Origin of the sequence: Streptacidiphilus sp. ASG 303 (assembly GCF_020991365.1) — a bacterium.
Lineage (GTDB): Bacteria > Actinomycetota > Actinomycetes > Streptomycetales > Streptomycetaceae > Peterkaempfera.
On record NZ_JAJLRA010000003.1, the window covers coordinates 372,034 to 385,970 of the forward strand.

The following is a 13,937-nucleotide window of genomic DNA, read 5'->3' on the forward strand; positions in this document are numbered from 1 at the left end:
GCCGGCGGCCCGGCGCTCAGCGCTCGTACGGGCTCGGCACCGGGAAGTAGGCGCGGAGGAACGCCCGGACGACCCGGTCCTGCTCCTCCGCCGGGACCTCCGCGTCGAGGGACTCGTTGAGGCAGAACACGTCGTGGCCGCGGTTGGTCAGCAGCCGGGTGAGCTGCAGGTGCTGGTCGTAGGAGCCGACGTCCACGTACGCCGCCCGGATCGACCCCGGGACCGCGCGGCCGGTCAGGTAGGCGTAGTGGTGGTGCAGGGACGAGGGGATGGCGATGTCCCCGGTCCCGCGCAGCCGGGAGTGCGCGGTGCGCTCCCACTCCTCGGGGAACCGGCCCGCGATCTCCTCGAGCACGCTGCGGCGCAGCGCGTACGGGCTGTGAAGGAAGCCGTGGGTGGTCACCCTGCCGAACTCCCGCTGGATGAGTGCCCGGTTGTTCTTCCCCGCGGCGAAGTACCCCTCGTCGTCCTCCGCGACCGGGGTCATCGGAATCGCGGTGGGCGACCGGAAGTACTTCGCCGTGCCGTTGCTGAGGAAGAACTGCCGGGGCCGCACGGCCCGCCCCAGGAACATGTCGTCGTTGAAGTAGAGGAAGTGCTCGGACAGGCCCTCGATGCGGTGCAGCTGGCTCTCGATGGCGTGCGAGTTGAAGGTCGGCAGCGCGTCCGGGTCCGCGAAGATCTCGCGGTGGGAGACCACGCGGACGTCGGGGTGGGCGGTGTCGAGCCAGTCGGGGACCTGGTCGTCGGTGACCAGGTGGATGGTGCGGATCCAGGGGGCGAACATCGCCGCCGAGCGCAGCGAGTAGCGGAGCTCGTCGCGGTTGCGGAAGCGGGCGGCCTCCGCGCCGTCGGAGACGGGTTCGGCACCGGCCGCGGCGCGCGCCTCGGCCATCCGCGCCCGCCACCGCGGGTCGCCGTCGTCCACCCAGGTCCACACGGCGTCGACGGGGAAGTCGAGGTCGTCGGTCAGCGGGCGGGTGAACTGCTCGAGGGTGGGGTAGGTCCGGCCCGCCCTGGACGCGCGGGCGGTGGGCTCCAGCGACTCCAGGCGCTTGCCGACGGAGGTGGCGCCCCGGGGCGCCACGCGGAGTCCGTCCTCGGGGTCGGTGTCCCAGAACTCGACGTCGCAGCCGTAGCCGGGCCCGTACCGCAGGGTGCGGCTGGTGCTCGCCACGGGCCGGAACACGCGGACGCCCTTGACCTCGCCGACGTCCGCGAGCAGCTCCGCGAGGACCGCGCCGGGGGCGGCGGAGGACGGCTCCAGCAGTTCGGCGTAGACGGCCTCGCCCTGGAGGCTGCGGGCGAGGGCGAGCAGCGCCTTCTCCCGCTGCTCGGCGGGGACCGCCAGCCGGGCCTGGGCGCCGGGGTGCTTGAGGAGGACGTGGTCGACGGCGTGCGCCTCCAGGGCGTCGGCCGCGGTCCGCAGGTTCTCCTCCTGCATCTGCCAGGCGAGCAGGTCGTCGCGGACCTCGGCGATCCGGCCCGCCGAGCGGACGAGGCCGGGCCGCGCGGCCAGCAGCTCGTCCTCGCGGGCCCGCTGCTCGCCCTGGGAGGGCGCCATGCGGTCGGCGGGGACCGCCGGCTGGAACCGTCCCGCTCCCATGGCGGAGCGGAGGGCCGTGCGGTCCGCCTTCTCCCGGGCGCGCTCCGGGCTGTCCCGGCGGGCCACCAGCTCCTCGAAGAGCTCCTCCCACTGCGCAACGACCTTCTCCGCGGCGAACCGGGAGGTCCCCTCGAGGGCGGCCTGCCCGTAGGCGGCGCGCAGGCCGTCGTCGGCGAGGAGGCGGTCCATGGCCGCCGCGAGCAGCTCGACGTCGCCCGCGGGCACGAGCAGCCCGTCGACCTCGTGCCGGATGATCTCGGCGGGCCCCGAGACGATGTCGTAGGCCACTGCGGGGACCCCGGCGGCGAAGGCCTCCAGCAGCACGAGGGGGAAGGCCTCACCGTCCGCCGACGGCAGCAGGCACAGGCCGGCCTTGGCCCACTCCTCGGTCATGTGCGGAGTGCTTCCGGGCATCGTCACCTGGTCGTGGAGGCCATACTCCTCGATCATGCGCCGCAGGCGGCTGGTCTCCGGCCCCTCGCCGTAGATGCGCATCGACCAGTCCGGGTGGTCGGCGGCGATCAGGGCGAAGGCGCGGATCGCGTGGTCGACCTGCTTGTCCTTCACCAGGCGGCGCGGCAGGACGATACTGCGGTTGGCCAGCCCGGACCGGGGGCGGTAGCCGGCGGGTACGGCGTTGGGGATCGCGGCGAGGCGGGGGGCGGCGGCGCCGAGCGACTCCTCGAACCACTCGCGGGTGCGCTCGGTGAGGACGACGACCGCGTCGGTCTGCGGGGCGAAGAGCAGGAGCGGCTCGCCCGTGCCGCCGCGCAGCTGGGAGGGGCGGTGCTCCTGCTGGACGGTGACGACGCGGGGCGGCGCCAGGCGGACGGCCGCCGCCATGAGGGCGGGCGAGGTGGTGACCAGGACGTCGGTGTCGAGGTCGCCCAGGGCGAGCTGCAGCTCGACGTCGGAGAGGCGGTTGAACGCCTTCTCCCAGGACCGCCTGATGAGTTCGCTGCCCTGGAGGGCGAGGACGCGGCAGTCCTCCTCGGAGAGCCCGTGCTCGCGGAGAGGACGCTGGTACGGCCCGGTGGCGTCGACGAGGTAGCGGACGGGCACCCGCTCGTCGAGGGCGAAGAACGGTTCCTCGCGGGTCCGGAAGACGCTCAGCACGCGCACGTCGTGCCGCGGTGCCAGATGGGCGGCCTGGGTGAACACCGCGAGCTCGGTGCCGCCCATCTCGTCCGCCCAGGTGAGCAGGAAAGTGATCTTCATGGGTGCGTCTATTCCGTTCCGAGGGCCACGCAGGACAGGCAGAGGCTGCCGCCCGCGGTGTAGTAGGCGTGCGCGCGGACCGTCCGGCCGTCCTCGGCGACGAGGAGGCGGTAGGGGGTCCGGAAGACCTGCTTGGGGTCCCGCACGTCGGTGAGGCGGCGGCCCAGCCTGAGCGGCCGCTCGCCGCAGCGCAGCCGGACGTCCCAGATCAGCTCCCGGCCGTCCGGGTCCGCCATCCGGTCGAGGGGCAGGGGGAAGGTGAAGCGGGCGCCGTCCCACAGCAGCGGGATCCGCTCGGATCCGCCCGTGTCGCGGCGGACGGCCTCCGCCTGGAGCAGGGGGAGGTCCCCCTCGGGCACCCCGACCGGGCGCCCGGAGACGGTGACGGCCGTCCATCCCAGGTCGACCCGGGTCACCTCGGCGCAGGGCGCCACTTCGCCGATCCTGAGCAGGGCGCGACCGTCCTTGGTGGCGTCCACCCTGGCCTGGTGCGCGGTCTCGGGGGACGGCGGGTCGGGACGGGTCGGGCCGGTGCCGAGGAGTTCCGGGGCGGCCCCCACGTCGGCGTGCTCGACCTGTCCGACCGGCCCGGCCAGCGCGACGCGCAGCCGCCACCGGCCGGGTTCCAGCACCACGCGGCCCAGGGCCGCCGGGCCGCTTTCACCGGGGAGCGACAGCAGGGCCGCCGCCTCCGCCCGCGGGGGACCGTACGGCGAGGCGGTCACGGTCATGGGGACGGGGACCACGGCCTGGTCCTGCACGAACTCCAGGACGACAGGGCGGCCGCGCCTGGCATCGGGGACCTCCACGCAGACGTTCAGCGTCCGGCCGTCGAGCACCGAGAGGTGGACGGTCCGCAGGCGGCGCCTGGGCGCGGCGGGTGCGGCCGCGGGTACCGGCTGCCCGTGACGGGGGCTGAGCCGCTGGGCCAGCGAGCGCAGCCGGGAGCCCGCCCGCAGGGCGCGGTCACTGGTGATTCCGTTCATCTGTCGACTTCCTGCTACGGGGCCGTGCCGGGGAGGACGGCAGGGAGCCCTTGGAACGGTCAGCGCGTCTCGCGGCGGTCGGACTTCTCGAAGCGGCTGGGCAGCGGGAAGTACGCCTCCAGGAACGGTCCCAGGAGGGCGAGCTGCGCCTCCACGTCCCGCTCGGTGGAGACGGTGTCGTTGAGGCAGAAGGCGTGCCGGTTGCGGCGGGCCAGCAGCCGGGCGAGGCGGTCGGGGGTGTCCGGCAGGGCGAGGTCGACGTAGCTGTAGCGCAGGTTGCCCGGGACGGCGCGGCCGGTGTGGAAGGCGTAGTAGTGGTGGAGCGAGGAGGCGATGGAGAGGTCGTCCAGGCTGCGGAACCGGTTGCCCATGGTGGTGCGGTGCCGCTCGGCGAACTCCTCCTCGATCTCGTGCAGCACGCTGCGCCGCAGCGGGTAGGGCACGTGCTTCATCTTCTGGGTGAGGGTGGTGCCGAAGCGCTCCTCGATCAGCTCGCGGTTGTTCTTGCCCGCGACCGACACCGGCACGTCCAGCTCGGAGGGCTCGCCCTGCGGCACGTTGGCGGGGCTGGGGAAGAACTTGGTGAGCCCGTTGGCGTGGAAGAAGTCCTGGGGCACGACCTCGCGGCCGAGGAACATGTCGTCGTTGAAGTAGAGGAAGTGCTCGGCCAGGCCGTCGATGTGGTGCAGCTGGCTCTCGATGGCGTGCGAGTTGAAGGTCGGCAGCACGCTCGGGTCGCTGAAGATCTCCTTGTGGCTCACCACCTTCAGCCCCGGCACGGAGGTGTCCAGCCACGCCGGCACCTGGTCGTCCGTCACCAGGTAGATGTTCCGGACCCACGGCGCGTGCATGCGCAGCGACCGCAGCGAGTACTTGAGCTCGTCGCGGCTGAGGTAGCGGGCGGCGTTGGCCGCCTCGGCGTGGTACGCCTGCCCGGCGGCCTGGGCGCGGCGGCGCAGCCACTCCGGGTCGGAGCCGTCGACCCAGGTGTAGACGACGTCGACGGGGAAGTCGACGTCGTCGGGGCGGGCCGCGGTGAACTCGGCGCGGGTGCGGACCGGCGGCAGCGGGTCGCGGCCGGCCGGGGCGAGGCGGGTGAAGAGGCTGTCGGACGCCTCGACGGGGGCGCCGGAGGCGGGCACGACCTCGGTGACCCGGTTGCGGCGCGGCGCGGTGAGCACGCCCGGGGTCTCCTCGGTCCAGAACTCGACGTCGCAGCCGTAGGGGACGCCGAGGACGAGCCGTCCCTCGGGGTCGGTGTGGAACCAGGTGAGCCGCACGGCGCCCGCGGCGGCGGCCCGCTTCCACACGCCGGGCTGGTGGCCGGGTTCGCAGAAGCGCGGCTCGCGGCTCTCGCCGTGCGGGATGGGGGTCACGCAGCCCGGGGTCCGCTCGCAGAGGCGGGCGAGGGCGCGCAGCACGCGGGGGCGGTCCCGGTCCGCGACGGCGACGGTCGAGGAGCGGTCGAAGGCGCCGCGGACGCAGAAGTGGTCGATGCCCGCGCCCTCCAGGGCGTCGAGCACGGCGTCGAGGTTCTCCCGGCGGGCGAGCAGCGGGGTGAGGTCCTCGTGGACGAAGGCGGCGCGGGGCTGGTGGTCGACGGTGACGGGGATCCGGTCCGGTCCGGAGTAGAGGTCGGGGCGGCGGCGCACGGCGCGCTGGACGCGTATCCGGTCCACCTGCTGCGGGACCGCCGCGACCTCGGCGATGCGCTTCTTGACCTGGCTTCGGACCTCGGGGGTGATGTGCTGCGCTATCCGGTACCGCGTGTACGCGGGGAGCACTCTCCGATAGGCGGAGACGACCCGCGAGGCTTCCGGACTGCCGCTCATGGTTTGGCTCCCCTGTACGTTCCGCCGTTCCTGCATGCCTACCGACGACGGGGGCAGGGAAAAGGTTGTCTTTTCCGTGGTGCGGAAGCGTCCCCCGTGACGGCTCCACGATTCGCTCATCGTATCCAGGGGGGCAAGGGAGTTCGCAGACCACCCCTTTTGCCGCTCTTTGCCTTCCGCCGGGCCGGTGCCGCCCCGCGCCCCGCGGAGGACCGGGCGCGGACCGCCGCCGGATGAGTAGCATCGCGCCGGTGGAGAACACCGTCGCCGTACCGGCACCCCCCGCGTCACCGGAGGCCCGGCAGCAGGACGGCGCGGCAGCGCCGGGCCCCCGCCCCCGCGACGCGTCCCTGGACAACGCCCGGTTCCTGCTGCTCGTGCTGGTGGTGGCCGGCCACACCTGGTCCGCCTCGCGCACGGTGCAGGACAGCACCGCGGTCAGGGCCGCCTACGCCTGGGTGTACCTGTTCCACATGCCGGCGTTCGTGCTGGTCTCCGGGTACCTCTCGCGCGGTTTCGCGGCCCGGCGCGACCAGACGGCCCGGCTGGTCGGCGGCGTCCTCGTGCCGTACGTGGTCTTCACCTGCCTGTACTGCCTCTTCCGCAGCGAGGTCCTCGGCCAGCGGCACGTCTCCCTCGACCTGCTGCGGCCCTGGTACGCGTCCTGGTTCCTGGTCGCGCTGTTCCTCTGGCGGCTGGGCACGCCGCTCTGGCGGTCCGTCAGGTACCCGTTCGCCGTCGCGGTGCTGGTCGCCCTGCTCTCCGGGACGACCGACAACGGCGACATCCTCTCCTTCGGCCGGGTGCTGCAGTTCCTCCCCTTCTTCGTGCTGGGCCTGCAGCTGCGGCCCGAGCACCTCGCGCGGCTGCGCACCCGCCGGGTGCGGGCGGCCTCGGCCGCCGTGCTGGCGGCGCTCGCGGCGGGGGCGTACGCGCTCGTGCCGCACGTGCGCACCCTGGACTGGCTCAACCGCGACCGCGGGTACGGGCAGCTGCACACCACGCTCCCCCACTACCTGGCGGTGTCCGCGGCCCTGCTGGCCTGCACCCTGGCGGCCTGCGCCGCCTTCCTCTCGCTGGTGCCGGCCCGCACCGCCTGGTTCACCGCCCTGGGCACCCGCACCATGTACGCGTACCTGCTGCACCCGATGCTGGTGAAGCTCGCCCAGTACCGGGGCTGGTACGACGGCCTGCACGGCCCGCTCGGCGAGCTGGCCCTGACCGCCGCGGCCGTGCTGACGGCCACCGTGCTGATGACGGCCCCGGTGCGCCGGGTGCTGCGGCCGCTGGTGGAGCCGCGGCTGCGGTGGCTGCTCCGCCCGTGAGGGGCGGGCCGCGCACCGGCGGGTAGCCTTCCTGGGGCGTCCCGGCCCCGCGCGGTCCCCGGGGCCCGCGAGGTCCCACGCCCACGACGCCCCCGCCCCCACGCCCACGCCCACGACGGACGGAACAGATGGCCCAGGACCCCTCCGCAGCCGCGCGCGCCGGCACGGGTGCCGTCACCGGCCGCGGCAGCGGCCCCGGCACCGGCCCCGGCAGCGGCCCCGACGCCCCCTCGGGATCCGGCGGCGGCGCGTGGGCGCGCAGGCTGCGGCCGCACCTGCCCTACGCGGCCCTCGGCCTCCTCGCCCTGCTGGTGATGCTGCCGTTCTGCGTCGAGCTCCCCTGGGCGGGCGACCAGGGGCTGCACGCCGCCGTCGTGGAGCGGCTGCGCCACGACCTGGCGGACCCCGGCAACCCGCTGGTCGCCGAGGACACGCCCAGCCCCTACTACTCGCCGTGGATGCTGCTCCTCGGGGCGGTGGCGCGGCTCACGGGCTGGGACACCTTCACCGTCCTCTCCCTCGCGGCCGTGGCCGCGACCGCGGCGCTCGTCACGGGCGTGCACCGGTTCGTCCGCACCCTGACCGCCCGCCCCTGGGCGCCCGTGCTGGCCCTGCCGGCGGTCGTGCTGCTCTGGGGCTGGGAGCTCTTCGCCTGGAGCGGGTGGATCTCCTTCACCTCGCTCACCCTCACCGTGGCCTACCCCAGCACCTTCGCGCTCGGCCTCACCCTCCACCTGTGGGCCTGGCTGCGGCGCGAGGGCGACGCCGGGTGGCGGTTCGCGCCCTGCGTGCTGCTGGGCCTGCTGGCGGGCGTCGTGGTGCTGGTGCACCAGTTCACCGGGGCCGTCGCGCTCGTCGGGGCGGCCGCGGTCGCGGTCTGCGCCCCCGCCACCCGCTCGCCGCGCGCCGTGCGGAACCTGGCGGCGGGCGCCGCCGCCCTGGCCGTCCTGCCGGCCCTGTGGCCGTACTACGACGTCTGGCGGCTGGCCGGCGCCGAGGGCGACCTCACCGCGATCCACCGCAACCTCTACCGGGACCTGCTCGCCCGCAACGGCCTCGCCCTGCTCGCGCTGCCCGCCCTGGCCGCGCGCGCCCGCCGCACCCGGGGGCTGGACCCGCTGGTCCTGGTCTTCGCGGTGTGCGGCGCCCTCTTCGCCGCCGGGGGGCTGCTGGGCCACTGGTCGTGGGGCCGGGTCTGGCCCGGCGTGATGCTCTCCGCGCAGCTCGCCCTCGCCGTCGAGCTGGCGTCGATGCGGCCCGGGGCGCTGCGCCGCGCCGCGGGGGCGGCCACCGCCGCCGCACTGGCCGTCGGCGCGTGGACCCAGGCCGGGGCGGCCGTGTTCGTCCTGCCGCAGGCCCGGCACGCGGCGGACCGCCTGGGGGTGCAGCAGGTCCCGCTCTTCGGCGACTACCGGTGGATCACGCCCTACGTCCGGTACGGGGACGTCGTCCTGACCAAGGACTACTACGCCCTGCGGATGGCGCCCGCCTACGGCGCCACCACGGTGGCGCCGGCCTACCCGGACTTCTTCCTGCCCGACGAGCGGCAGCGGTGGAAGGACACCGCGGACTTCTTCGCCCGGGGCACCACCGCGGCCCGGGGGCGGGAGATCCTGCTCCGCCGTCACGTGCGGTGGATCGTCAAGTCGGCCTCGGAGGGGCCGGTGCCGAAGGGCCGCGTCTTCACGACCGTCGCCACCGGCCCGCGCGGCGAGCGCCTGGTCCGGGTCGACCTCGACGCGCTGCGCGCCGGGGCGCGCTGACCGGCGGCGGGACCCGGCCGGCGGGCCGGGCGGGCCGGACCACCGGGCCGGGCGGGGATACTGGGGTGGTTATGCGCAGACGATCAGCCTTCCTCGCCGTGTCCGCGGTCGCCGCGACGGCGGCCATCACCGTGCCGTCGATCGCGACCAGCCCCTCGCACGGGGACACCGCGATCACGTCCGTGGTGGTCAACGACGGCCGGACCGTGGTGCTCGGGGCGGACCGGCGGGAGACCTTCCGGGTCTCCGTCACCGCCACCGACGACTCCGGCATCAGGTCGGTCTCGCCCGTCGGGGTGTGGGGGCCGAAGTACGGCATCCTCAAGGTCTCGCCGATGCGCTGCGTGCGGCAGTCGGCCACGACCTCCACCTGCACCGGGACGGTGTCGGTGGACACCGGGCGGAAGCAGGTCTGGAACGACGAGGCGGGCACCTGGTTCGTGGACGCCCAGGCCAACGCCAACGACGGCGACGACGCCCGGTCGGGCGCGGCGGGCGGCTTCTCGCTCAAGCGCGCCTCGCGCCTGGGCGTCTACGGGCTGCCCGCCCGGGCCCCGGCCGGGTCCCGGGCGACCGCGCAGGGGTGGCTCTCCCGCGTGTGGTGGGACAGCGGGGACTACCACGGCAGCCCGGACGACCACCTGCAGCTGCTGTTCCGCCCGGACGGCGGCGACACCTGGACGCCGGTGGCCGACGAGGTCACCAATCCCCTGGGGCAGGTGTCGGCCGGGGTCCGCCTCACGCGGTCCGGCTGGTACCGGTGGGTGTTCGCCGGCAGCAAGTGGACCGGGCCCGCCCGGTCGAAGGCCGTCCACGTCGCCGTGCGCTGAGACCCGGCCCCGTGCGGGCGGCCGGGCCCCGCACCGGGGGGCCCGGCGCCCGGCGCTCCCGCGCCGGACGGTCCCTCACCGTTCCAGCAGGTCGAACAGCTCCTCCCAGCGGCGGACGACCGCCTCCGGCGCGTACCGGGCGATGTTGGCCCGCGCCCGGTCGCCCATGGCGTCCCGCAGCTCCCGGTCGTCCATCAGGCGGCCGAGCCGGTGCGCCAGCCCGGTGGTGTGGCCCATCGGCACGAGCAGGCCGTCCTCGCCGTCGCGCACGATCTCCCGCACGCCCGGGGCGCAGTCGAAGGCCACGCACGGCACGCCGCACTCCATGGCCTCCATCAGGGAGAGCGGGAAGCCCTCGCCGCGCGAGGAGAGCGCGAAGACCGACGCGCGGGCGAGCGCCCCGGGCACGTCGCCGGTGCGGCCGGCGAACTCCACCGAGCCGTCGAGCCCCAGCGCGGTGCACTGCCGCCGCAGGCGCTCCTCCTCCGGCCCGCTGCCGTGGATCCGCAGCCGCCAGCCCTCCCGGCCCCGGACCGCCTCGGCCCAGGCGTCGAGGAGCATGTCGTAGCCCTTCTCCTCGGAGAGCCGGCCGATGGAGAGGACGGTCCGCTCCTCGCGGGGCGACGGCGCGGGGGTCTCGAAGGGGAGCGGGTTGGGGATGCCGCAGGTGCTGTTCATGCCCTCACGGATCCACCGGTCGGCGTCCTCCGGGGTGAGGACCACGAGCCGGTCGACGTCCCGGTACCAGCGCTTGACGCGGGCGAAGCGGGACGAGGCGCGGCAGGTGTCGAAGGACTCGTGGCTCATCCCGATCACGGTCAGGCCGGAGAGGTCGGCCCTGGCCACCCACTCCATCGCCCACACCTGGGTGACGATCACCACGGCGCCGGGGCCTGCCTGGCGGAGGACCGCGGACAGCCGGGCGGCGGCGGCGTCCATCCCGGCCTCCCGGGCCGCGTTCCGGCGGCGGGCGGCCAGGTCGAGCCGTCCGCGGACGCCGCGCGGCGACCAGGCCGGCGGCGGGTGCTCGGTGTAGAGCGTCGTCATCGGGTACGGCGGCTCGGCGGAGAACACCTGCCGGCGGTCCTCCGGGACGGGCACGACCCCGACGAGGTGCAGGCGGTGGCCGCGGTCGGTGAGGAGGCCCGCCATCCGGTGGGCCCAGCTGCACACGCCCCCCATCTCGTCCACGCTGTTGGAGACGATGAAGACGTCGCGGGTGCGCGCGGCGGACGGCGCGGCCCCGGCGGGGGCGGTGTCTGCGGCGGTGCTGGTCACTTTCCGTCCCTCCTCGCGCCGGGGGCGGCGTCCCCGGGCGGGGTGCTGCCCGGGCGTGCTCCGTCCCGGGCCGTTCCGGTGAAGAACAGGTCGGCGATCCGGGCGGCGGCGTCCCCCTGGTCGTACTCGCCGTACTCCTTGACGAACCGCCGGCGGGCGTCGGCGTGGCGCTCCCCGGAGGCCTGCAGGTCCTCCAGCGCCGCGTACAGCGCCTCCGTGTCCCGCACCACCGGCCCGGGGGCCTTCTCGACCAGGTCGAAGTAGGTGCCGCGGGTGTCCTCGCTGTACTCCTCCAGGTCGTACGCGAAGAAGACCATCGGCCGGTCCAGCAGCGCGTAGTCGAACATCACGGACGAGTAGTCGGTGACCAGCGCGTCCGCCATGAGCAGGAGCGGGGTGACGTCGGGCACCCGGGAGACGTCGACGACCCTGCCCCGCACCGAGGGCGGCAGCACCACGGAGTTGAGGTAGTGGCAGCGGACCAGCAGGGTCAGCCGGTCGCCGAAGCGGTCGGCGAAGTCGTCCGGGTCGAAGGGGAGGGTGAACCCGCGCACCTGGCCCGCGGCGTTGGCCCGGAAGGTCGGCGCGTAGAGCACGACCGGCTTGTCCGGGTCGATGCCGAGGCTTTCCATCAGCGCGGTGTCCCGGGGCCTGCGCTGCGCCAGGACGTCGTTGCGCGGGTAGCCGGTGCGCAGCAGGCGCTCCTCGCCGATGCGGTAGGCGCGGGCGAGGGTCCGCACGTCGTGCTCGCTGCGGACCAGGAAGTGGTCGAAGCGGTCGAGCGCCCGCTGGTACTCCTCCTGCTCGGCGTAGGGCATCCGCTTGAAGGCGGGCATGTCGAAGCCCATCTTCTTCAGGGCCGAGCCGTGCCAGGTCTGGATGTAGGTCGTCCCGGGGCGCTTGGCCAGCTTCAGCGGGAAGCCCTGGTTGTCGACCCAGAACTCCGCCTGGGCCAGGGCCCGCAGGTAGGGCCAGGACCAGCGCCTGACCAGCCGGGCGTCCTCGGGGAAGCCCTCCGGGCTGCCGGAGTGGGCCCACACCGGCCTGATCGGGGCGCCGCGGCGGCGCAGCTCCTCGTAGAGGGCCCGCGGGGAGTCGCTGTACTGCTTGCCGAGGTGGCTCTCGAAGACCACCTGCCCCTTGACCACGGGCAGCCGGAGCAGGACCTCGTGGTAGACGCGGAGCTTGGTGGAGCCGTCGTTGAGGCTGCGCTTGAGCTTCCGGGCGCCGCGCACCGCGGACTTGGCCCCGTCGACGGCGCGGCGGGCGCCGGCCCCGGCCTCGCCGCGCAGGGTGCGCCGGATGAGGTCGGTGGTGCGGCGGGCGGCGGCGCCCTCGGCGGCGAGGTGGAAGGCGAGGTGCCCGCGGGCGGTCACGGACGGCTCCAGCCGGTCGCCGACGAGCCGGGTGAGGCGCGGGCGGACGGGCATGCCGGCCGCGTCCTCCAGGCCGTGGTCGCCGACCGTGATGCGGGTGGTGGTGCGGCGTCCGTCCGCCTCCAGGACCAGCCGGACGTCCCACACGGCGTCGACGACGCCGAGCGGGCGCAGGCGCCGGGCGAGGTCGGCGACGGCCTCCCAGGCGATCCCGTCGCCCTCGTGCCGGAGCTCCCGGACGGGGAAGGCGAAGGACTGCAGGGAGCGCCGGCGGGCGGTGAACTCCAGGCGGCCCGCCAGCCGGGCGCCGGGGGCCACCTTCCCGAGCGGGTTGACGATGCGCCCGGTGAGGTGCAGGCCCGCGGGCCCGACCCGGTACCCCGTCAGGCGGTTGCGGAGGAAGAGCTTCTCCAGGGGCCTGGTGTGGTAGCCGGCCTCGGTGACGTCGAGGATCCGGCGGCCCTCCTCGTCGTCCAGGTGCTCGGCGCACCAGTAGACGCGCCCGTCGCGCTCGACCAGCGGCTCGGAGAGCTTGTCGCGGTTGAGCAGGGTGTCGATGGCGGGGAGGAGGTTGGCCCAGTCGTCGCGGACCAGGAGGTAGGCGCAGATCCGCTGGATGTGGGGCACCTGCTCCCACGCCTCGGCGGAGAGGGTGGCGAGGTAGTCGCGGGCGTGCTCGGAGAACTCGTGCCGGAACTCGGCCGGGAGGAAGGGCAGGTCCCTCAGGTGCAGCACGAGGTCGTGCTTGAGGAACTTGACGTCCTTGTGGGCCTTGAGGGCGGTCATGCCCCGGTCGGCGAGCATCCGGTCGATGCGGCGGTGGATCTCCAGGCGGTCGGTGAAGTTGGAGATCTCGTGGCGGCGGTTGCTGAGCGACTTGGCCGCCGTCCGCTCCACGACGTCCCACCAGTAGACGCGGTTGGGGATGAGGGCGATGCGGTCGGCGGCCAGGTAGGCCTGCGCCGAGAAGAGCAGGTCCTCGTAGAGGATGCCGACGGGGAACTCCAGGCCGGCGCGGAGCAGGAAGTCGCGCCGGTAGCACTTGTTGGTGGAGAGGGTGTCCCACACCAGCAGGTCGGGCAGCTCGTCGACGGAGTCCAGCTGCCGGGTGCGGCTGTAGAGCCACGGGTACCACTCGACGGTCTTGCCGTGCCGGCTGTCCAGGTGGCGGCGCACGCTGAGGCCGGAGACCAGGTCGGCCCCGGTGCGCTCGCCGGCCTCCAGCATGTTGCGGCAGGCGTGCAGGTCGAGCTCGTCGTCGCTGTCGAGGAACATGACGTACCGGCCGCGGGCGGCGGCCACCCCGTGGTTGCGCGGCGCGCCGCAGCCGCCGCTGTTGGCGGGGAGCTGCAGCGCCCGGACGCGTCCGGGGTGCTCGGCCTGGAGGCGGAGGGCGACGTCGTGGCTGCCGTCGGTGCTGCAGTCGTCGACGATCAGCACCTCGGTGCTGCGCAGCGACTGGCCGAGGACGGAGCGCACGGCGCGCGGCAGGCGGTCGGCGTCGTTGTAGACGATGACGACGACGCTGACGTCGGGAGCCGCGGGCTCCACGGCGGCCTCCGGGGCCGCCTGGGTGGAAGGCATCGAGGAGTTCCTTATCAGCAGGTCGGCGGGACGGCAGCCACGCTCTGCGGGTCCCTGTGGTCTCGGCGACCGCCCTCCGGTTCATCCTGCCATGCGGCCGGAGGGGCCGCGGGCGCCTGCCGCGGCCCGGGGACGGGGC

8 protein-coding genes are annotated in these 13,937 nt (G+C 74.7%); 3 read left to right on the forward strand and 5 right to left on the reverse strand.

The window, feature by feature from the left end:
• Positions 1-16 precede the first annotated feature (16 nt).
• From LO771_RS06515 to LO771_RS06525, 3 genes are read right to left on the reverse strand one after another with little or no spacing between them, the layout of a single operon-like run.
• Positions 17-2,824 carry a stealth conserved region 3 domain-containing protein gene (locus LO771_RS06515; RefSeq protein ID WP_230648940.1) on the reverse strand — a complete coding sequence of 936 codons (2,808 nt, stop codon included), beginning with the start codon at positions 2,822-2,824 and terminating at the stop codon, positions 17-19.
• An 8-nt stretch (positions 2,825-2,832) separates the two neighbouring features.
• Positions 2,833-3,810: a hypothetical protein gene (locus LO771_RS06520; protein ID WP_230648942.1), complete on the reverse strand. Its 978-nt coding sequence runs from the start codon at positions 3,808-3,810 to the stop codon at positions 2,833-2,835.
• A 59-nt stretch (positions 3,811-3,869) separates the two neighbouring features.
• On the reverse strand, positions 3,870-5,642 hold the full coding sequence (locus tag LO771_RS06525) for a stealth family protein (RefSeq protein ID WP_230648944.1): 1,773 nt from the start codon (positions 5,640-5,642) through the stop codon (positions 3,870-3,872).
• 233 nt (positions 5,643-5,875) lie between these two features.
• Here LO771_RS06525 and LO771_RS06530 point away from each other — a divergent pair, with 233 nt between their 5' ends.
• The 3 genes from LO771_RS06530 to LO771_RS06540 all read left to right on the forward strand — a co-directional run bounded on the left by LO771_RS06530 (position 5,876) and on the right by LO771_RS06540 (position 9,560).
• Entirely contained in the window at positions 5,876-6,967 is a 1,092-nt protein-coding gene (locus LO771_RS06530) for an acyltransferase family protein (protein ID WP_230648946.1), read from the forward strand.
• 128 nt (positions 6,968-7,095) lie between these two features.
• Complete coding sequence (locus tag LO771_RS06535) at positions 7,096-8,730, forward strand: hypothetical protein (RefSeq protein WP_230648948.1); 1,635 nt, start codon at positions 7,096-7,098, stop codon at positions 8,728-8,730.
• A 71-nt stretch (positions 8,731-8,801) separates the two neighbouring features.
• Positions 8,802-9,560, forward strand: a complete 759-nt coding sequence (locus tag LO771_RS06540) for a hypothetical protein (protein WP_230649093.1) — start codon at positions 8,802-8,804, stop codon at positions 9,558-9,560.
• A 75-nt stretch (positions 9,561-9,635) separates the two neighbouring features.
• On the opposite strand, the gene LO771_RS06545 is transcribed toward LO771_RS06540, so the two are convergent.
• Positions 9,636-10,838 carry a glycosyltransferase gene (locus tag LO771_RS06545; RefSeq protein ID WP_230648950.1) on the reverse strand — a complete coding sequence of 401 codons (1,203 nt, stop codon included), beginning with the start codon at positions 10,836-10,838 and terminating at the stop codon, positions 9,636-9,638.
• The gene (locus LO771_RS06550; RefSeq protein ID WP_230648952.1) at positions 10,835-13,798 is read right to left on the reverse strand and encodes a bifunctional glycosyltransferase family 2 protein/CDP-glycerol:glycerophosphate glycerophosphotransferase; all 2,964 of its coding nucleotides are present in this window, start codon (positions 13,796-13,798) and stop codon (positions 10,835-10,837) included. The genes LO771_RS06545 and LO771_RS06550 overlap by 4 nt, the downstream gene beginning before the upstream one ends.
• Between the last annotated feature and the right edge of the window lie 139 nt (positions 13,799-13,937).

Coding starts and splice junctions, on each gene's coding strand:
- LO771_RS06515 (WP_230648940.1), bottom strand. CDS start 2,824: ATGAAGATCACTTTCCTGCTCACCTGGGCGGACGAGATGGGCGGCACC.
- LO771_RS06520 (WP_230648942.1), bottom strand. CDS start 3,810: ATGAACGGAATCACCAGTGACCGCGCCCTGCGGGCGGGCTCCCGGCTG.
- LO771_RS06525 (WP_230648944.1), bottom strand. CDS start 5,642: ATGAGCGGCAGTCCGGAAGCCTCGCGGGTCGTCTCCGCCTATCGGAGA.
- LO771_RS06530 (WP_230648946.1), top strand. CDS start 5,876: ATGAGTAGCATCGCGCCGGTGGAGAACACCGTCGCCGTACCGGCACCC.
- LO771_RS06535 (WP_230648948.1), top strand. CDS start 7,096: ATGGCCCAGGACCCCTCCGCAGCCGCGCGCGCCGGCACGGGTGCCGTC.
- LO771_RS06540 (WP_230649093.1), top strand. CDS start 8,802: ATGCGCAGACGATCAGCCTTCCTCGCCGTGTCCGCGGTCGCCGCGACG.
- LO771_RS06550 (WP_230648952.1), bottom strand. CDS start 13,798: ATGCCTTCCACCCAGGCGGCCCCGGAGGCCGCCGTGGAGCCCGCGGCT.